The organism is Octadecabacter antarcticus 307 (genome assembly GCF_000155675.2).
GTDB classification, from domain to species: domain Bacteria; phylum Pseudomonadota; class Alphaproteobacteria; order Rhodobacterales; family Rhodobacteraceae; genus Octadecabacter; species Octadecabacter antarcticus.
Genome location: NC_020911.1, coordinates 2,166,399 through 2,184,534 on the forward strand (window position 1 = coordinate 2,166,399; position 18,136 = coordinate 2,184,534).

Annotated in this window: 23 protein-coding genes; 12 read left to right on the plus strand and 11 right to left on the minus strand. The window is 55.2% G+C overall.

Going from position 1 to position 18,136, the window contains the following annotated elements:
- Positions 1-5: 5 nt before the first annotated feature.
- Genes OAN307_RS10995 through OAN307_RS11015 form a run of 6 tightly spaced genes read left to right on the plus strand, consistent with a single transcriptional unit; the run spans position 6 to position 3,137 of the window.
- A complete protein-coding gene (locus OAN307_RS10995) occupies positions 6-359 on the plus strand; it encodes an Mth938-like domain-containing protein (RefSeq protein ID WP_015499822.1) in 354 nt (117 codons plus the stop codon).
- A 33-nt stretch (positions 360-392) separates the two neighbouring features.
- Positions 393-1,010 (plus strand): heme ABC exporter ATP-binding protein CcmA, encoded by a 618-nt coding sequence (gene ccmA / locus OAN307_RS11000; protein WP_015499823.1) that lies wholly within the window; start codon positions 393-395, stop codon positions 1,008-1,010.
- Between the two features lie 16 nt (positions 1,011-1,026).
- Positions 1,027-1,683, plus strand: a complete 657-nt coding sequence (gene ccmB / locus OAN307_RS11005; RefSeq protein WP_044044675.1) for a heme exporter protein CcmB — start codon at positions 1,027-1,029, stop codon at positions 1,681-1,683.
- Positions 1,684-1,724: 41 nt separating this feature from the next.
- Complete coding sequence (locus tag OAN307_RS11010; RefSeq protein WP_015499825.1) at positions 1,725-2,453, plus strand: heme ABC transporter permease; 729 nt, start codon at positions 1,725-1,727, stop codon at positions 2,451-2,453.
- Positions 2,450-2,611 carry a heme exporter protein CcmD gene (gene ccmD, locus OAN307_RS26250; protein ID WP_083902960.1) on the plus strand — a complete coding sequence of 54 codons (162 nt, stop codon included), beginning with the start codon at positions 2,450-2,452 and terminating at the stop codon, positions 2,609-2,611. The genes OAN307_RS11010 and ccmD overlap by 4 nt, the downstream gene beginning before the upstream one ends.
- Positions 2,604-3,137: a DsbE family thiol:disulfide interchange protein gene (locus OAN307_RS11015; RefSeq protein ID WP_015499826.1), complete on the plus strand. Its 534-nt coding sequence runs from the start codon at positions 2,604-2,606 to the stop codon at positions 3,135-3,137. The genes ccmD and OAN307_RS11015 overlap by 8 nt, the downstream gene beginning before the upstream one ends.
- A 5-nt stretch (positions 3,138-3,142) precedes the next feature.
- Here OAN307_RS11015 and OAN307_RS11020 read toward each other — a convergent pair whose 3' ends face one another.
- Positions 3,143-3,931, minus strand: coding sequence for a dimethylaminohydrolase (locus OAN307_RS11020; protein ID WP_015499827.1), 789 nt, complete (start codon positions 3,929-3,931; stop codon positions 3,143-3,145).
- Positions 3,932-4,061: 130 nt separating this feature from the next.
- A complete protein-coding gene (gene acnA / locus OAN307_RS11025; RefSeq protein WP_015499828.1) occupies positions 4,062-6,749 on the minus strand; it encodes an aconitate hydratase AcnA in 2,688 nt (895 codons plus the stop codon).
- Between the two features lie 223 nt (positions 6,750-6,972).
- On the opposite strand from acnA, the gene OAN307_RS11030 reads away from it, so the two are divergent.
- Positions 6,973-7,677: a DUF1223 domain-containing protein gene (locus OAN307_RS11030; protein ID WP_015499829.1), complete on the plus strand. Its 705-nt coding sequence runs from the start codon at positions 6,973-6,975 to the stop codon at positions 7,675-7,677.
- On the opposite strand, the gene OAN307_RS11035 is transcribed toward OAN307_RS11030, so the two are convergent.
- The 5 genes from OAN307_RS11035 to OAN307_RS11055 all read right to left on the minus strand — a co-directional run bounded on the left by OAN307_RS11035 (position 7,674) and on the right by OAN307_RS11055 (position 10,773).
- Positions 7,674-8,324 carry a nitrile hydratase subunit alpha gene (locus OAN307_RS11035; RefSeq protein ID WP_015499830.1) on the minus strand — a complete coding sequence of 217 codons (651 nt, stop codon included), beginning with the start codon at positions 8,322-8,324 and terminating at the stop codon, positions 7,674-7,676. The genes OAN307_RS11030 and OAN307_RS11035 overlap by 4 nt on opposite strands.
- Complete coding sequence (locus OAN307_RS30710) at positions 8,314-8,583, minus strand: SH3-like domain-containing protein (protein ID WP_015499831.1); 270 nt, start codon at positions 8,581-8,583, stop codon at positions 8,314-8,316. Before OAN307_RS30710 ends, OAN307_RS11035 begins: the two co-directional genes overlap by 11 nt.
- A 10-nt stretch (positions 8,584-8,593) precedes the next feature.
- Positions 8,594-8,989 carry an SH3-like domain-containing protein gene (locus tag OAN307_RS30715; protein ID WP_015499832.1) on the minus strand — a complete coding sequence of 132 codons (396 nt, stop codon included), beginning with the start codon at positions 8,987-8,989 and terminating at the stop codon, positions 8,594-8,596.
- Positions 8,990-9,040: 51 nt separating this feature from the next.
- A complete protein-coding gene (locus OAN307_RS11050; RefSeq protein ID WP_015499833.1) occupies positions 9,041-10,075 on the minus strand; it encodes a FliG C-terminal domain-containing protein in 1,035 nt (344 codons plus the stop codon).
- A gap of 203 nt (positions 10,076-10,278) precedes the next feature.
- Positions 10,279-10,773 (minus strand): autoinducer binding domain-containing protein, encoded by a 495-nt coding sequence (locus OAN307_RS11055; protein WP_051067993.1) that lies wholly within the window; start codon positions 10,771-10,773, stop codon positions 10,279-10,281.
- Positions 10,774-10,916: 143 nt separating this feature from the next.
- Between OAN307_RS11055 and OAN307_RS11060 the strand changes: the two genes are divergently transcribed.
- On the plus strand, positions 10,917-11,525 hold the full coding sequence (locus tag OAN307_RS11060; protein WP_015499834.1) for a helix-turn-helix transcriptional regulator: 609 nt from the start codon (positions 10,917-10,919) through the stop codon (positions 11,523-11,525).
- Between the two features lie 139 nt (positions 11,526-11,664).
- The gene (locus OAN307_RS11065) at positions 11,665-12,291 is read left to right on the plus strand and encodes an acyl-homoserine-lactone synthase (protein ID WP_015499835.1); all 627 of its coding nucleotides are present in this window, start codon (positions 11,665-11,667) and stop codon (positions 12,289-12,291) included.
- Positions 12,292-12,348: 57 nt separating this feature from the next.
- Here the strand turns inward: OAN307_RS11065 and purB are convergent, their stop codons facing one another.
- Complete coding sequence (gene purB / locus OAN307_RS11070) at positions 12,349-13,659, minus strand: adenylosuccinate lyase (protein ID WP_015499836.1); 1,311 nt, start codon at positions 13,657-13,659, stop codon at positions 12,349-12,351.
- Positions 13,660-13,745: 86 nt separating this feature from the next.
- On the opposite strand from purB, the gene OAN307_RS11075 reads away from it, so the two are divergent.
- Both OAN307_RS11075 and OAN307_RS11080 read left to right on the plus strand, forming a co-directional pair.
- On the plus strand, positions 13,746-14,159 hold the full coding sequence (locus tag OAN307_RS11075) for a DUF6314 family protein (protein ID WP_015499837.1): 414 nt from the start codon (positions 13,746-13,748) through the stop codon (positions 14,157-14,159).
- A gap of 82 nt (positions 14,160-14,241) precedes the next feature.
- The gene (locus tag OAN307_RS11080) at positions 14,242-14,841 is read left to right on the plus strand and encodes a biotin transporter BioY (RefSeq protein ID WP_015499838.1); all 600 of its coding nucleotides are present in this window, start codon (positions 14,242-14,244) and stop codon (positions 14,839-14,841) included.
- Between the two features lie 120 nt (positions 14,842-14,961).
- Here OAN307_RS11080 and OAN307_RS28935 read toward each other — a convergent pair whose 3' ends face one another.
- The 3 genes from OAN307_RS28935 to OAN307_RS29970 form a co-directional block, all read right to left on the minus strand.
- Positions 14,962-15,375, minus strand: coding sequence for a hypothetical protein (locus OAN307_RS28935; protein ID WP_187292515.1), 414 nt, complete (start codon positions 15,373-15,375; stop codon positions 14,962-14,964).
- Between the two features lie 114 nt (positions 15,376-15,489).
- A complete protein-coding gene (locus tag OAN307_RS28940) occupies positions 15,490-16,596 on the minus strand; it encodes a hypothetical protein (RefSeq protein ID WP_245540939.1) in 1,107 nt (368 codons plus the stop codon).
- Positions 16,541-17,344, minus strand: a complete 804-nt coding sequence (locus tag OAN307_RS29970; protein ID WP_245541031.1) for a hypothetical protein — start codon at positions 17,342-17,344, stop codon at positions 16,541-16,543. The genes OAN307_RS28940 and OAN307_RS29970 overlap by 56 nt, the downstream gene beginning before the upstream one ends.
- A 380-nt stretch (positions 17,345-17,724) precedes the next feature.
- Between OAN307_RS29970 and OAN307_RS11090 the strand changes: the two genes are divergently transcribed.
- Positions 17,725-18,114 carry a hypothetical protein gene (locus OAN307_RS11090; protein WP_015499839.1) on the plus strand — a complete coding sequence of 130 codons (390 nt, stop codon included), beginning with the start codon at positions 17,725-17,727 and terminating at the stop codon, positions 18,112-18,114.
- Positions 18,115-18,136 lie beyond the last annotated feature (22 nt).

The following is an 18,136-nucleotide window of genomic DNA, read 5'->3' on the forward strand; positions in this document are numbered from 1 at the left end:
AAATCATGCGATTGAACGAGGTTGTCTATACCGATGCCAAGCCCGTGGATGGCTACGGGGCCGGATTCTTTCGCATTGGTGGTGAGGTCTATGAAGGGGCGTTGATTGTGCTGCCTACAGGCATCGCGCCGTGGGGCGGGTTGGATGATGCGCAAACCTTGATCGACGCGGCCGATGCCATCGATGTGGTGTTCATCGGCACCGGCGCTGAAATCGCCCATATTTCTGCGCCGTTGCGCAAGATGTTGGAAGACGCAGGGCTTGGGGCTGAGGTCATGTCGTCGCCAACGGCCTGTCGCACGTACAATGTGGTTTTGTCCGAAGGGCGGCGCGTCGGTTTGGCGCTCTTGCCTGTCTAGCCGCACAATGACGCAATGTGCTAGCGTAATGCCATGAAGTTAACCGTCACAAACCTAACTGTTGCGCGGGGCGGCGCACCTGTTCTTTTGGGTGTGTCGTTCGTGGTGAACGCGGGCAGCGCGCTGGTGCTGCGCGGGCCGAACGGTATTGGCAAGACGACGCTGCTGCGCACGCTTGCGGGCTTGCAGCCTGCGCTGTCTGGCACGGTGAATTTTCCAGAAGATGCGGGCGCTTACGCCAGCCACGCGGACGGTATCAAATCGCAACTGACGGTAACAGAAAATCTGGCGTTTTGGGCAGACGTGCATGGCACAAAATTGCCGGACACCGTGTTTGGTGCCTTTGAATTGGATGACCTGCGGACGCGATTGGCAGGCACGCTTTCGGCGGGTCAAAAACGCCGCCTCGGGTTGGCGCGTTTAGGGGTTATTAGCCGCAAGGTTTTGTTTCTGGACGAGCCGACTGTCAGCCTCGACGGGTTTTCTGTCAAAATGTTTGCGAACTGGCTGCGTGATGCTCATTTTGCACGAGGCGGCATCGCTGTGATTGCCAGCCATGTGGATCTGGGTATTGAGGCAGCGGAACTGGAATTGATCCCTTTTAAAGCCGCCGCGGACGCTGGCGGCGGGTCGGATGAGGTGTTTTTATGACGCGCGGGTCGGATCTGTGATCGCGCTTTTGCGCCGCGATCTCAGCCTTGCGGTGCGGGCAGGGGGTGGTTTTGGCCTTGGATTGGCGTTCTTTTTGATTATTGTGGTGTTGGTGCCTTTTGGCGTCGGACCCGAGGCGGCGGTGCTAAGCCGCATCGCGCCGGGCATCTTGTGGGTCGCGGCGCTGCTGGCCGCTTTGCTGTCGCTGGACCGGATTTTTGCGTTGGATTTTGAAGACGGAACACTGCCGCTTCTGGCGACATCGCCACTGCCATTGGAAGGCGTGGCACTGATCAAAGGCGTGGCCCATTGGATCACCACGGGCCTGCCGCTGACACTGGCTGCACCCGCGTTCGGATTTCTATTGAACCTTGACCCGTCCGCCTACGTCTGGCTGCTCGCCTCCCTCGCTCTTGGTACGCCCGCGCTTTCGATGATCGGTACATTTGGCGCAGCGTTGACCGTTGGCTTGCGGCGCGGTGGGCTTTTGATGTCGCTTCTGGTGCTGCCACTTTACGTGCCGACACTGATATTTGGGGCGGAAACCGTGCGGCGCGGCGCGCTCGGCCTAGACGCCATAACACCGCTGCTGATGCTTGCGGGGATCACGCTGGGCAGCTTCGCCCTGTTGCCATTTGCCACATCGTCCGCACTTCGGGTTAACCTTAAGTGAGCGGTATTGTCGCTTCGCAAACAGCAGGATAGCTAAGCAATATGTCGATTTGGGAATATGCCAATCCGAAGAAATTCATCGCGACCACGACGCCATTGGTGCCGTGGGTTTTGGGTGTTGCAATTGCCTGCCTTGTTGTGGGTTTGGTTTGGGGCTTTTTCCTGACGCCAGACGATTTTCGACAGGGATCAACGGTTAAGATTATTTACCTGCATGTGCCCGCCGCACTGATGGCGATCAATGCGTGGTTCATGATGTTGGCGATGTCGCTGATCTGGCTGGTGCGGCGCCACCATGTCAGCGCATTGGCAGCACGCGCAGCGGCGCCCGTGGGCATTGTCATGACCCTTATAGCGTTGATAACAGGCGCTATTTGGGGCCAGCCGATGTGGGGTACATGGTGGGCGTGGGATCCGCGACTGACGTCATTCCTGATCCTGTTTTTGTTCTACCTCGGCTATATGGCTCTGTGGGAAGCTATTGAAGATCCGGACACTGCCGCCGACCTTACGTCCGTTCTGTGCATCGTCGGGTCAGTTTTTGCCGTGTTGTCGCGCTACGCCGTTAACTTTTGGAACCAAGGTCTGCACCAAGGCACAAGCATCCCCGTCGCCACGGGGGAACGTACAATTTCAGACGTGTTTTTCGTGCCTCTGCTGATTTGTATGGTTGGATTCGGGCTGCTGTTTCTGGCTTTGGTATTAATCCGCACCCAGACCGAAATTCGCGTGCGCCGTATTCGCGCGCTTGAGATAAGGATGCGATCATGATTCCTGATCTTGGTAATTACGCGGTTGAAGTGATGTCTGCCTATGTATTGTCGATCCTGTTATTGGTCGCGATTGTAGCGGTGTCATTGCGACGCGGTCGAAAAGTTCGTGGGCAATTGGTAAAAATTGAAGCCCGCAAGGAGAGCGCCAATGTCTAAGTTGATGATGGTGCCAGTGGTGTTGTTTGCAGCCCTCGCTGGATTGTTTGCGGCAGGGATGTATTCGTCGCAAGGACCGGAATTGCCGTCCGCTTTCATTGGCAGACCAGCGCCAGCAATCGACGTTTCTGACATTGTCGGCCTCGCGCCCTTAACTGACGCAATGCTGCGCGATGGGGAGGTAAAGATTGTGAACTTCTGGGCCAGTTGGTGTGCACCGTGCCGAGTTGAACATCCCAGCCTCACCGCGCTCGCAGACGAAGGTGTGCCTATATATGGGATTAATTACAAAGACCTAGATCGAAACGCACTGTCGTTTCTTGGCGAGCTGGGCGATCCGTATTTGGCCGTCGGGTCCGACCCTCGCGGTTTTCACGCCATTGATTGGGGCGTCTACGGCGTGCCCGAAACGTTCCTGATTGATGGTGACGGTACGATCCTGCTGCGCATGGCCGCGCCCGTGACGCAGCGTGAATTGGCCAACCGATTGCGCCCCGCACTTGACGCGGCGCGCGCCGCCAATTGAGGGGCCTAGCGGCTGTAGCGCAGTGACATGCAGCTTAGCCCACCATCGACAAGTGCTGCTTGTCTGGTGTTGAGAATGCGCACCGAATAGCCAGCCGATTCCAGCATATCTGCCGTCTTTGGATATCCCGCTGACAAGAAGACGTCTGCGTTGACGCGGATCGCATTGGCGGCGGCGTCTTCGCCAACCGCGGTTTCAATCACATTCAACCCATTGAATGCGCCCGACGTGGCCAATGCCGGGGTCGCCAGCACGGTTTGCGCATCAATAAGCGAACTTTCGGTTTTGAAATGCAAGATTTCTGGCGGTGTTTGCAGGACCACAAGCTTGTATCCCAAACCTTCAACAATCGGGCGCAGATCCTGCGCGCCTTGCAGGTTGGTGCGGGCCGACAGACCTAGCAACACGCGATCATCCGTGCACAGTATATCACCACCATCGACGTAACCGTCGGTGCTTAAATCAATGACATCATTCATGTTTTCCAGCAGTGCCGGTCGAAGTGCCGCGGCTTCACCAAGGCGGGACGCAGCACCTGGACGCAGGATAATTGCCGTACCGTTCAACACCAAGGCGGGGTCTTCGATAAAGACCGAATCGGGGAAGGATTCGTCGGCAGGCAGGACGTTCACGACGCAGCCAGCTAGGCGCAAGGCACTGATGTAGGCCGCGTGTTCTGCGGCAAACGCGATCGGGTCAGGGTCGCCGTGGTCGCTGGCGCGCAACCCGTCAGTTACCGATGTTGCAGGCAGGCGGCACAGCGCATGGGAGAATTCGAATGATCTGTTTTCCATTTGGATAATCTATCTGCCTTACTCGAAACGTCCAGCTTATTTGGTTCGAAAATACCAAAGCCGGAGGAACAAATGAAAAAGCCGCGCCCCGATGGGGGCGCGACCTTTGGACTACGACAGCCGTTGGACTTTAGGCTGCTTTGGCAAGGTTGCGCAGAACGTAGTGCAGAACGCCGCCATGTTCGATGTATTCAACCTCAATCGCGGTGTCGATACGGCATTTCAGGGTGATATCCTGCACCGTGCCGTCGGCCATGGTGATCTTGCAGGGCACGTCCTCCAGTGGTTTGATGGTGTCGAGGCGGGAAATTGACACCGTTTCATCGCCCGTCAAGCCAAGCGATTTACGGCTGTCGCCACTGGTGAACTCAAAAGGAATGACGCCCATGCCGACCAAGTTTGACCGATGAATACGTTCGAAACTTTCAGCAATGACGGCCTTCACGCCGAGCAGGTTGGTGCCTTTGGCCGCCCAGTCGCGCGATGATCCGGCGCCGTATTGTTCGCCCCCAAAGATCACCGTCGGCGTGCCCGCATCCATAAAGGCCATTGCCGCATCAAAGATCGACATCTGTTCGCCGCTCGGCCCTTTGGTATAGCCGCCTTCAACACCCTCCAGCATTTCGTTTTTGATGCGGATGTTGGCGAAAGTGCCGCGCATCATCACCTCGTGGTTGCCGCGGCGCGATCCGTAAGAGTTGAATTCGCGCACGGGGACTTGGCGTTCAAGCAGGTATTCACCAGCGGGGGTGTTTTCCTTGAATGAACCGGCCGGTGAGATGTGGTCGGTCGTGATGAAATCGCCCAAAACGGCCAGCACTTTGGCGCCGTTGATGTTGGTGATGACGCCGGGGTCTTTTGACATTCCCTGAAAGTAGGGTGGGTTCTGGATGTAGGTGGATTGCGGCGGCCAGTCGTAGGTTTCTGCGTCTGTGGTTTCTACGCCCTGCCATTTTTCGTCGCCTTTGAAGACGTCAGCGTATTTTGACTGGAACGCCTCGCGCGTTACAGTTTTTTCAACCAGATCAGTGACTTCTTTGGAGGTTGGCCAGATGTCTTTCAGGTAGACGTCTTTGCCGTCTGGTGTCTGGGCAATCGGGTCCGTTGCCAGATTGATGTCCATCGTGCCAGCCAAGGCGTAGGCCACGACCAGCGGCGGAGAGGCAAGGTAGTTGGCGCGCACATCAGGCGAAATACGACCTTCAAAGTTGCGGTTGCCCGACAGAACAGACGTGGCCACCAAATCGCCGTCGACAATCGCCGCACTGATTTCTGGTTGCAGCGGGCCGGAGTTGCCGATGCAGGTCGTGCAGCCGTACCCCACCAGATTGAACCCGATTTTATCAAGGTCCTCTTGCAGGCCCGCGGCTTCGAGATAGGCAGACACAACTTGCGATCCAGGCGCCAGTGATGTCTTGACCCAAGGTTTGCGGTCCAGACCCAATGCAGCAGCTTTGCGCGCCACTAAACCTGCGCCAATCATGACGTAGGGGTTGGATGTGTTGGTGCACGACGTGATGGACGCGATGACCACCTTGCCAGATTCTAACGTGTAATCTTCGCCTGCGACGGCAACTTCTTTGTACATCGGGCGTTCGAACGTGTTTTCCATTTCCCATGTGAACGCAGATTTCGCGCCGGTTAGTGCCACGTAGTCTTGTGGACGCTTGGGACCGGAAATCGCCGGAACGATGGTGCCCATGTCGAGCTCGAGCGTGGAAGTGTAGACGGGATCGTAGTCATCGCCGCGCCAAAAGCCGTTTTCCTTGGCGTAGGCTTCGACCAATGCAATCCGGTCTTCATCGCGGCCGGTGTTGCGCAGGTAGCGCAGGGTTTCGTCGTCGATCGGGAAGAAACCACAGGTTGCGCCGTATTCCGGTGCCATGTTGGCGATGGTCGCACGGTCTGCAAGCGGCAATGTATCGAGGCCTTCGCCGTAGAATTCGACGAACTTGCTTACCACACCGTGAGCGCGCAGCATTTCGACGACTTTAAGCACCAAATCTGTGCCTGTGGTGCCTTCCAACATGCGTCCGGTCAGTTTGAACCCGACAACTTCGGGGATCAGCATGGAAATCGGCTGGCCAAGCATGGATGCTTCAGCTTCGATCCCGCCAACGCCCCATCCCAGAACAGCCGCGCCATTTACCATCGTTGTGTGCGAGTCTGTGCCGACAAGCGTGTCAGGATAGGCCACTTCATCGCCGTTCTGATCAACGTCCGTCCAGACGGTCTGGCTGAGGTATTCGAGGTTCACCTGATGGCAGATGCCCGTACCCGGTGGCACAACGCGGAAGTTGGAGAATGCGGACTGGCCCCATTTCAGGAAGGTGTAGCGTTCGAGGTTGCGTTCGTATTCGCGGTCCACATTCATCTGAAAGGCCCGCGGATTGCCAAATTCATCGATCATGACCGAATGGTCGATGACCAGATCGACAGGGTTCAACGGGTTGATCTGTTGGGCATCGCCCCCCAAGGCGACAATCCCGTCGCGCATCGCTGCCAAATCAACAACAGCCGGAACGCCGGTGAAATCCTGCATCAGCACGCGGGCAGGACGGTAGGCAATCTCGCGCGGGTTCTTGCCGCCTTTGGTGGCCCAGTCTGCGAAGGCTTTGATATCATCGACGGAAACGGTCTTGCCGTCCTCAAAGCGTAACATGTTTTCCAGCACGACCTTCAACGCGGCGGGCAATTTTGAAAAATCGCCCAAACCTGCGGCGGTCGCGGCGGGAATGGAATAATACGCTAGCGAGCGGTCGCCCACTGTAAGGGTTTTGCGGGTCTTGGCGCTGTCGTGGCCTACTGTGATTGTCATATCGGTCTCTCCTGCAGGGGCATGGATTATGATTCTGATTTCGGTATACTATTGCACACAATTGGTGCCAAGCCTTGTTTTACTTGATTTTGATATGTCTGTTGTCCGTATCCATCGGCATGCGATTAAGGCTATCATGCTATTGTAACAGTCCAATCGCAAACGGTTGATTGGCGTGTCGCGCACGGGTGCGCTAGGCAGGGGGGCAACGACAGGATTTTACATGCGCCACACCTTCGCCACCGCCTTTTCCATCTGGGCCACATGCTTTGCCTTTGTCACACCCGCGGTCGCTGATGGCCCTGTCGTTGTTGAACTTTACACCTCGCAGGGCTGTTCGAGCTGCCCGCCAGCAGATGAAATGTTACACACATTGGCGGCGCGTTCAGACGTAATCGCGTTGGCGTTGCATGTCGATTATTGGGATTACATCGGCTGGGCGGATAGTTTTGCTGATCCGGCACACACGGTGCGCCAGCAAAGCTATGCCCACGTGGCTGGGGCGAGCACGATTTACACACCGCAAATGATTATTGGCGGCGCGGATCATGTGATTGGAACCAAACCGATGGAAGTGGCGAACCTGATCCAAGCCCACGTTGCCAGCCCGACGGGGGCCAGTATCGCAATGCAGCGGTCTGGAAACCGGTTGCAGATTACCGGCGAGACGTCGCATCCATTGCGAAGTGGGACCCTGGTGCAAGTCATCCGGTATAGCCCGCAGGAAACCGTGGATATTCGCAGCGGCGAAAACGCGGGCAAATCGCTGAGCTATGTCAATATCGTCACAGATTGGCGCAGTGTTGGTGAATGGAACGGCAATGGCGACTTAAATATGACCGTTGATGTTTCAGGTGGTGGTCCAATCGTCGTGATTGTTCAAGAACCCGGTCCCGGTGCGATTATGGCGACTGCCGTTCTGCGCTAGCCGCCAACTGGTGACGGTGTGATCGCGAGGCCAGTACCGATCATGCTGTCGCGGGTCACAAGCCCTACTAGGCCATTTTGTGACATAATTTCAGTGCCTTCAGGGCGGTTCGGGATTACGATGTAGCGCATGTCTGCAGTACTGTCGTGGACGCGAATTTGCGTCGTATCAGGCAACGTGACGCCGAATTCCGCCAAAACAGATCGTGGTTCACGCACCGTGCGGCTGCGATAGGCGCGGGATTTGTACCAATCAGGTGGCACGCCCAAAAGGTTACGCGGGTAGCATGAACACAGCGTGCAGACGATCATGTTGTGGACGTCATTAGTGTTTTCTATGGCAATCAATTTTAGCGCGCCGATGTCGAATCCCATAGCGCGTGTCGCGGCGGATGAGTCATTCATCAGGGCGGTGTGAAATTTCGGATCGCACCATGCTCGGGCTACGACCTGTGCGCCATTGCTGGGGCTGCGGGTATCCATCAAATCAATCTGGGACGCGATTTCGCTGGCGGTGGTGATGCCCTTTTCCACCAACAGTTCGCGCACTGCGATTTCCATCACCTGCCAATAGCTGAGTGGTGCGTCGTCATCGGCGCGGTAGGGATGTCCGGATGGGCTGGGATGATCATGGTGGTCATGTGGCATCTACGGGCTCCAACCAATGTTCATAGATTTCGGCATCCAGCGTGTCGTTCGGGTTTTCGGCAATTGCCCCCCAGACATCCACCATAGTGAACCGAACGCGGTGCAATGGCAGTGCACAGGCTGTTAGGCCGTAGGCGAGGTCTTCGGGATTTGGAAACGCTCCGAGTGAGCGTTCGATGACGCCGACCTTGCCGCGCAGATACGCAGGCGTGCGCACGTGGCCCGGTGGCATGAGGGGTTTTACACGGACGTTCTGCATCACACGCCTTTCATAAAACTGGCGCTGTAGCGTCGCCGTACGTGTCGCCGCGCGCGGTGACATCGGCCATTTTCGCCGCGAGGTCGGCTGTGGTATACGCGCCGCCTTCGATGAGGTTCTGGTTCACGGCCATGATCCAGCGTTCGTAATAGGTCATGGTTTCAAACGCGTCTTCGCCCATATCTTCGAGGACACGGCGCAGCCCGTCGACCGTGAAAAAACCCTTGGCAGCGCCGAGGATCATCAATGCATCAACGCGTTTTTCCCAAAGAGAGAAATCATTATCGGCATCCGGGCGTTGGTGCATCGGGATTGGGCCAGCGGTGTCGCCGCCCATGTCGTGCCAACGGCGCGCGTGTTGGTCGTGCCAACGGCGCGCAGCAGATGGAGTTTTTGAATCTGTCATAGGCCGATGCTAGGCTGACATGCCTGCGCAGGGAACCCTGCAAACTGTGCGTTAGTCTTCGTTGTCCAAATTGAGGGTGATCGTCCCGGCATCCGCCGCTGCGCGGATGGCTGTGACCACGGCCGTTTGCGCGGCTTCTGCGTCGGATTGTCTGATCTTACTGGCTTCAGACATCTCTTCGCGTAGATTGTCGGCCATGCGTGTCGACATATTGTCGAGCAGGTGTGCGGCTGCTGTAGCCAAAAGACCACCCATTTCAGTGGCAGACGCCAAGGCGCACACAAGGTCCGCAGGATCAATGTTGCGCAACACCTTTGGCACCTCTGGAGTGGCGAGCCGCGCGGGGATGTCCGCAAAGGTGAAGATCGCTTTGCGCACGCCTTCGCCAAAGGTGGGGTCTTGTGACAACAGCCCTTCGAGGACAGAATCTCGGGTCGAGGCGGGTGTTGAATTGAGGATCGCACCGATGCGATGTTCTGCGCTGTCGGTAAAGGCGGGCAGGGACGCGCCACAGTATTGCTGCGCCAAACCTGTGCCGATCCGCGCGATGGCGTCAGATTTGACGTTTGTCGTCTTGGACATGGCATAGGCGATCCGGCGGGCGCGATCGCCGGGCATTAGGCCCAACAGGCTGGCGGCCTTGCTCGTCGGGAGTTTTGAGAGAACAATGGCGCAGACTTCTGCGCTTTCGGCGTCGGTGATGGGCAACATTTCTTCGGGTGTCAGTTTTAGCACGATGGTCCAAGGGTCGCTGCCCGATTGCGCGGCGGCTTCTTCGCGTAAACGCGCCACAGTCCCTGCCGAAATACGCCCTTCGAGGGATTTCAACGCTGCCTCAAAACTGCCGGGTGCGGTCAGTGCGACGTCGGCAAGTTCACGGGCGAATTCCTGCACAACGCTGTTCAATGTCTCTTTGTCGATGATGTTGAGCGCGCCGAGTTCGCGGGTCAGACGTACCTGCGCCGCTTCTGGCAATTGCGACAGTGGCAGATCACCGCCGCTACGCAACAAAAGTTGCACCACCATCGCCGCCTTACGGGATCGCGTAATATCAGTTCTGGGCAATGAGGTCGGGGTGCCAGCCATAAAAGCGTGCTCCTGAAAAAAAAAGGCGCATGCGGTTCCTTAGCCGTTCAAGGTGAATAAGGACTTAATCCAGCTGGCGGCTGGGTGGCTAATTATGGCCCTTATTGATTTTGGACAAGGTGGGTTGGCAGCGTGGCCTGCAACTATCGAAAGGGGTGGTTTCCAGTCATTAAAATCTAGACGTCGCACCCAGTCTTTCGCGCCTAGGTTGTTGGTGGATGGGTCATCTTGACCGACAGTTGATGCAGTTGGGTTCGCAATTCTTCGGACGTTCCACCCTGCAACGCCGTCATGTCGTGAAGCGCCTGAACGCACTGCGATAACTGTTTGATCTCTTCGTCAGTATATTCACGATCAGGGCGTGAAAAACTGGCCAAGCTGCGGCTGCCACCGGTATCCGTTGAAATTGTGACACCGAAGGCCATTCCATACGCAAGAGACTGCCCTAATATGTTTTGATCATCCATTTCTGCCAAACCGGACCATCGAATCGATCCAGTTTCTGTGAAGCCCCACCGCACTGTGGGATCCTGCATAACGTAGCCTTTTTCAGAGTAAATATCGGTCCAGTCCTTCGGGTAGGTCTGGAACAAAAAATCAGGGGATGTGAGGCGGATGTGGAATGCGATTGCGAAGCCTGACGGTGCCAGATTTTCAACACTTTCCAGCAATACTTTAATTTTACCGGTATCGGCCATTCTGCCACCCCAACTCGCTTTGTAGTTGCTTGTCCTAAAACGTAACAGCTAATATGAAGGAACAAGCAATATGGCTAATGTAGGTGATTGGTGGTCGCAATGACAGTGTCATTCGTTCAGTTCTACCATAGAAAGGGCGAGGCTTGATTGAACTCAACTCTCCCGAAGATGTTGATATTATAGCCAGGAATGGCTATTATATCGCCTTGCGTGTTGGCTTTGCGTTCCCGCTTGAAGAAGTGAATGCACTGCCCGCGCCTTGGGTGGATCACTACACAACGCATCGGTTCATGTTGCACGATCCGGTCATACGCTGGATCTACGCCAACACGGGCGCCATCACCTGGAGCGCGATTGATTTGCCCGATCCGATGCGCGTTCTGCATCAGGCGCAGACGTTTGGGCTGCGCTACGGTGTGGCTGTTGCGTGTTTTGATGGCAACCGCGAAGGCCAGCGATCGTTCGGGACGTTCGCGCGGTCGGATCGTGAGTTTGAACAGGCTGAAATCGACGCCCTGCACGCCTACGTTTTGAAGCGCCACCATGCCAAAGCGCCGCCAACGAATCTTACGAATGCTGAGCTTGAGGCGCTGAGAATGGTAAGAGAAGGTTTACGGTTGAAACAAATCGCTCATTTACTAGGCATCTCTGAAGGCGCAGTCAAACAGCGCCTGAAGAACGCTAAAAACAAGCTCGGCGCGCAAACATCTGCACAAGCCGCTGCAATGGTTGGAGAATTTGGATTGATCTGAACCTTTTGAAATCATTAATAAATGGTTAAAAGCTGTGTGCTCGTCAATCTATAACAAATATATTTCAGCAAAAGCAGTTTCGTAGTTAACAACCAAATGATCTCAGCGCTAAATGGACTCTCCAAAAAGGAGAGTAACTATGAAAAATATCACCTTTGAATTGTCTAACGTGCACCTGTACGGTCCGGCATTTTTTGACTATTTAAGCCTGCGTAAGCGGTTCTTCGTCGATGAATTACACTGGCAAATACCGCATAATGCGGATGTTGAGATGGATCAGTATGATAATCCGATGGCGCGGTATTCGCTCGTGCTGGATGATGACGGTCGGGTCGTGGCGGGCGCGCGTGCCATGTCCACGACGGCAAAGTGGGGCGATCATACCTACATGCTGAAAGACGCGATGACAGGTAAGTTGGGCACGATCCCAAATAATCTGCTGAGTGAAATTGTCGACAGCCCCAAGGTTTGGGAATGTACCCGTCTTGTGATGGCGCCCGAAATTAATTCCATGCGGGCACGGTTGCAATGTTTGGATATGATCGTAGGGGGGCTCATTGATATGGCCACCGCGGAAGGTGCGGAGCGGATGATGTCGCTGTCAAACCTGTGGGTATTGCGGGCGCTGAAGCGGTTAGGCTACGGCGCCGAATTTCTGGGCCAACCGTATGAGAATGGCGATGACGGCCACAAGTATGCGGTGATCGGAATTCCTGCGCGTCACAAACAAGTCGCCGATAATGTCCTGCAAATGAGCGCAGCTTAAAAACCGGTGCCATTCCATGGGCCTCTGGGGGGGGGCCCATGGTGGTTGTTATTTGATTTAGGTCATCGCGCCAAAAACGCGGGCGAAAATCGTGTCGACGTGTTTGGTATGATAATCAAGGTTAAAGTTCTCGTTAATAGCATCTACACCAAGTGCTGCGACGACCTGTTCGTCGGCCAGCAATTCTTCGCGAAAATCTGTGCGTTCTTCCCAAACTTTCAAAGCGTTGCGTTGCACCATTGCATAAGCGTCTTCGCGTGATGTGCCTGCTTGTGTCAGGGCCAAAAGCACGCGTTGTGACATCACCAGACCGGGGAATTTGTTCATATTTTCGAGCATATTTCCGGGGAAGATCAGCATTTTATCGACAACACCCGTCAGACGGTTGAGCGCGAAGTCCAGCGTTACGGTTGCGTCTGGCCCAATGCCGCGTTCCACCGATGAATGGCTGATATCACGTTCGTGCCAGAGCGCGACGTTTTCCATTGCAGGGATCACGGTCATGCGCACAAGACGCGCCAGACCTGTCAGGTTTTCCGTCAACACAGGGTTCTTTTTGTGCGGCATTGCCGAACTGCCCTTTTGCCCGGCTGAAAAGAATTCTGCGCCTTCCAACACTTCGGTACGCTGCATGTGGCGGATTTCTGTGGCGACGTTTTCGATTGAACTGGCAATCACGCCAAGTGTGGCAAAGAACATCGCGTGACGGTCTCGCGGGATGACTTGTGTGCTGATCGGTTCAGGTGTTAGGCCCAACTGCGCGCAGACATGTTCTTCGACGCGAGGGTCGATATTGGCGAAGGTTCCGACCGCGCCGGACACTGCTCCTGTCGAAACCTCTGTGCGGGCAGTTTTCATCCGCACAAGGTTGCGATCCATTTCGGCGTAAAAACGTGCGAATGTCAGGCCCATGGTTGTGGGTTCTGCGTGAATGCCGTGGCTACGTCCGACGCGAATGGTCATCTTGTGTTCCATCGCACGGCGTTTCAGCGCTGCCAGCAACGCTTCGATGTCGGCAATCAGAATGTCGGCGGCGCGCACAAGCTGCACATTGAAACAGGTGTCCAGCACATCCGAAGACGTCATACCTTGATGCACGAAGCGGGCCTCGTCGCTGCCGACGTGTTCGGCCAGATGGGTCAGGAACGCGATGACGTCGTGTTTTGTCACGGCTTCGATTTCGTCAATCCGCGTCACGTCGAATTCCACGTCTTTGGCTTTCCACACGGCATTCGCGTTTTCGCGTGGAATGACGCCGATGTCGGCCATGGCGTCGCAGGCATGGGCTTCGATCTCATACCAGATGCGGAACTTGGTGGCGGGTTCCCAAATGTCGGTCATGGTGGGGCGTGAATAGCGCGGGATCATAGGTTTTGGCCTTTTTGTGAGGTGCAAAAGCGGATGAGGGCGTCATAGTAGGGTGCAGCACGGGTCACAAGAGAAGGGCGATCAGAATGGGTCGGTTATTCGCATTTATCGGTTCATATGACGTCTCGCGCGACATTGACGACCGCAAAGTGGGTGCGCATTCGCGTTTTGAAGGGCGGGCGGTGTTGTCAGCGTTGCCGCATGGCGCGGCGTACCGCGAAATTGGCGCATTGATCCTGAACGATCAACGATTTGAGGCAGAGCGCAGTTATTTATGGCACGAAAACGCGGGGCGGATTTGGGTTCGCTTTGCCGATGGTCGTGACTTTCATGATTTTGATCCAACCCTAGGCGGCTTGGCGAGTGCGCATCTATGCGGGGCGGACATGTACCGAGGTGGCTATGATCTGTCAGACTGGCCGCGTTGGAACGTTACGTGGGAAGTGAGCGGGCCGCGTAAGGATTACCGGTCGGTCACAACCTATGCGCCAACCACCTGACCAGATCGTGCTTCGCACTTGCAGAAAGAGATGTGCTGGGGCATCACTTGTGTAAATGAGACAATCACAGGAGCCTGATACAATGGCGATGACGATGAATAACCCCGCATTGGCCGAAGTTTTTGGCCCAACCGAGGGCGTAGCGCTTCGGATCAAACAGGTTGTAATGGTGCTGCTTGGCATCTTTTTGCTTGCGGTGGCCGCGAAGATTTCAATCCCAATGATCCCTGTACCGATCACTATGGGTACGTTTGCAGTGCTGACTGTCGGTGCTGCCTATGGCCCGCGTCTGGGCATGGCTACGATCCTTGGCTATATGATTATTGGTGTCGCTGGCTTTGATGTCTTTGCAGGGTCTTCCGCCGAAGCGTTTGGCATAGAATATATGATGGGCGGCACGGGCGGCTATTTGGTTGGCTATGTGTTGGCGACATTGGCGCTTGGATTTGCTGCTCGCAAAGGCTGGGACCGGTCCATCGGAACCATGGCGTTGGCGATGTTGGTCGGTAATGCGTTGATCTACATTCCAGGTTTGTTGTGGCTGGGATCGCTTTATGGTTGGGACAAGCCGATCCTTGAGTGGGGCTTCACGCCGTTCATCGTTGGTGATTTTCTGAAGTTGGCGTTGGCGGCATTACTTGTCCCAGCGATCTGGAAGCTTGTCGGTAAGGCCCGCAGCTAACTCGCCCTATTTGGGTTGTTAAATTGAGAGGCGCGGCCTTGACCTGACGCATTCCGGCTTTTGGGACACATAGAGGCTTTCGCGATTTATTTCGCGGGGGCCTCTTGATTGAGAAAGCCATTACCGTGTCTCGAACTTTCTCCAAAGCGGTGTGCCGTGGAACAACCAAGGTCGATAAAAGATCCTGCGTGGATCAGGTGCCTTGTTCTTTGGATTGTCGGCACCCAGCCGCATCGCCGGGGTCCGCATTACCGGCGCGGCGGTTCGCCGCTTCGGGACTTTCAGGGATTTGGACGATCCAGGAACCCGCACTGTAGAGACACCTTGGGCCACCTCGGTTGTGCCCTGCCCCGACGACCCAGACGCTACATACTGCCGTGTCTCGAACCAGTTGTAATACACGCGATAGATATTGAGCAGGGCGACCAAGCTAGCAGGATTAAATACTGCGCCGTTTATGTAGCTGGGACCGTTTCGACTGCCGCGCCCACCTGCCCGCGCGGTTGGACTGATCCGGCTCCGCACAGAGTTCATAAAAGCGGTTCATACAGGCTGGATTGTGGTGTTCAACACACGACGAGCGAGCGCCTCCCTTAGATCGTCATCAGCTATCTTTTGATCGAAGCCTACCGACTTCAAACGCTTTCGCTATTTTGACCGGAGCACTGGAAAGCCCACCGTCTTTTCGGTCTCACCGTAATGCTGGACAGGCGAGCTGGCCCAGAACTGTGGGAACTGGGCAGATTGAAAGTTGGCGATCGGAAAAGGATGCACCGCGTCCTGGCTATCAGTCTTCACTGCTGGCATTAGCCCTGCTGCGCAGAACCGTCTCAATAGCTCCCATCTCGGAAGCTCTTCGCCTACAATCCGCGTCTGAATCTCACCAAACTCCTCGAACGCCTTTTCGAATTTTTTGATACGGCTTTGGTTCGTTGGCGTAGAAGCTTCCTTGTCGAAGGACATCACAAACCATTCGAACTTGTCCTCCCTAATCAAGTCTCGGAAAATGTGAGGGACAACTCGCACCATCGCAGCTTCTTGTTCGCCAACCAGGGTAATCTTGCCATCTGGCAGCATCTTTCGCAGGCACGCAAGGTGCGCAGCCTTTGTATAGGTCTGTTTAACGACTACCCCCTTGAAACTGCCGCGGTGATCGCGGTTGGTATCTACAAGGCCGAAGTATCCGTTGCGGATCTCATTGAGAACCCGGCGTCGCGCACCTGATTCCCAAAGACCTTGCTGAACATCATCGGGCAGATCAATGCCGCAAGAAATGTCTTCCTCATAGGCCTTCTTCAACTTTTCCTCAAAAACCCGCCAGCTACTCTCGGCGCTGGCAAAGAACGCGGCCTCATCAAACCTACCGCTCGGCCTTTGGAAGTGAAGCAATGGGGCGCTCACGACCTTGCCAGACTTCTGGGTGTATTGTTTACGGATATTGCGGGGCTGGCCGGCAACATCGAGGTAGTGCTCTTCGAAGAAAGCAGCAGGATCGACACGCGGGTCGAAGTTGGCATCAATCCGGAAGACATATCCACTGCGGATGTCTGCGCTGACCGAGCAGTGAAGAGGCGTCAGGCGGCGATCAAACCGACTTTCCCAGTTTACTGAAATGACCACATCATCGTGCGCGATGCGCATATGGCTGAACCGGTCGGATGCGTCTTCCTTAGCTTTCCAATCTTGCAGTTTCGCGCGCTCAAACGCGAGCAGGATCTTTTCCAAAAAGAAAATACGACTGTAAATACGGCTCACACCGCATTTCTTGCCCGTATCGGGGTCCGACAAAAGGCGTTGGAGGTCGTTGATACTTGCGCCATTGACCAACTCCCTGAGCAGGCGCACCATTATCGCTCTTCTTCTTTTGTGCCTGATGGTCCAGGGAAACGGAGATACGCGCACCGGGCTGCCCTTTACAGGGTTTATGAATGATCCGGAATCCAGAAGGCTTCGGCCGCTTCCCTCTACGCGCGGGCGCGAGTTTGCCGTGCGTTCCATTGAAGATAAACTCGTCCGGTGCATCCAGATACCGAGCGCCACAACACCCACAGACTGGCCCTTCAAGTAGTCCATTCTGTGTCATCAGCCTGTCGATTTCGTCGAGGAGATGTTCATTCGAGAGAATATTAAACGATACCTCGCAGGTTCGGTTTCCCTTTTGATGATGGCAAATGAGATTTCTCCCGTCATCCCAAGCGTGCGGATCGCCCTGATACTCGAAAACCTGGGATACCCTCGACGCCTTATCATCACCGTCGAGCGTGTATATGCCTTTGCCGGTCGCAAGGGCTGGCAGCTTTATTGATGCGAGAAGTTTGCGTTGAGTAGCATTGCGGCCCTTGAAGGTGGGTAGCGAAAAATCCGGAGCAACACCGTCGTTGTCGCAATCGACATCACCACAAGTATTGAGGTTGATTTCTTCGGACACTGCGGGATAAACTTCACGCAAGTTTAGTTGTGGCACACTCTTGACCATCAGATTTCCTATCTGTCGTTTCGTCAAGATGGCCTCCAAAGCCGAAAGAGATGTTGGTCGTTTCGGATGAAACGGAAACCTTTTGGACATTTTTTGCAATGTGTGGTCGCGGGACACTTCTCCCGCAACTCTTAGTATCTCCTATCTCTAAATGATCTGTAAAATCAAACGCCTACCAAGCAAAAACTTGGTAGGCGTCAGTTCTGTGTCCCAAAAGCCGGAATGCGTCAGCGATGCTCGGCGCCTCTTTCTTATATATTTTTGCCTGTGGTGGGTGTCAGTCAATCGCAGGACTTGGCGCCTGATCGGAAGATGTAGACCCCACGGCGCAGGTATTTCCGTCCGTTACGTATCAAAGGCAGCAACAATATAGCTAATCTTTCCACCCATGTAATTCATGATAGGGCATGCAGGATAAAACCATCTACAACGCTTTGTTAGCGCTGTATCACACTAAAAGTGCTAGGGATTTCGTCGCGGAGTCAGTGGTGCGCTGGGGCATTGTCGCGCCAGAGCGGATGCACGACAGGCCGTTATCGCATGGCAAGTGCAAGCGGATCGTGCTGGCGCTGCCACCATGCACCACGTCAGCAATAGCGCGCGAGATACTGCGCGAGTTGCCAGATATTACACGCAGGAGCGCGATTCATAGGACGTATATGGCCCTGTTGCGGCTAGAGTCTAAGGGTGTGGTGGTCGGGGCTTTGGGCCGGATGGTCGTTTGCGAAGGCTGGCTTTGGACAGTTGCCTCTCAACCAACCTCCGACATGAACACGCTGAAGTATAGATTGTATTGAGACGAACATGGCGTTGACCGCA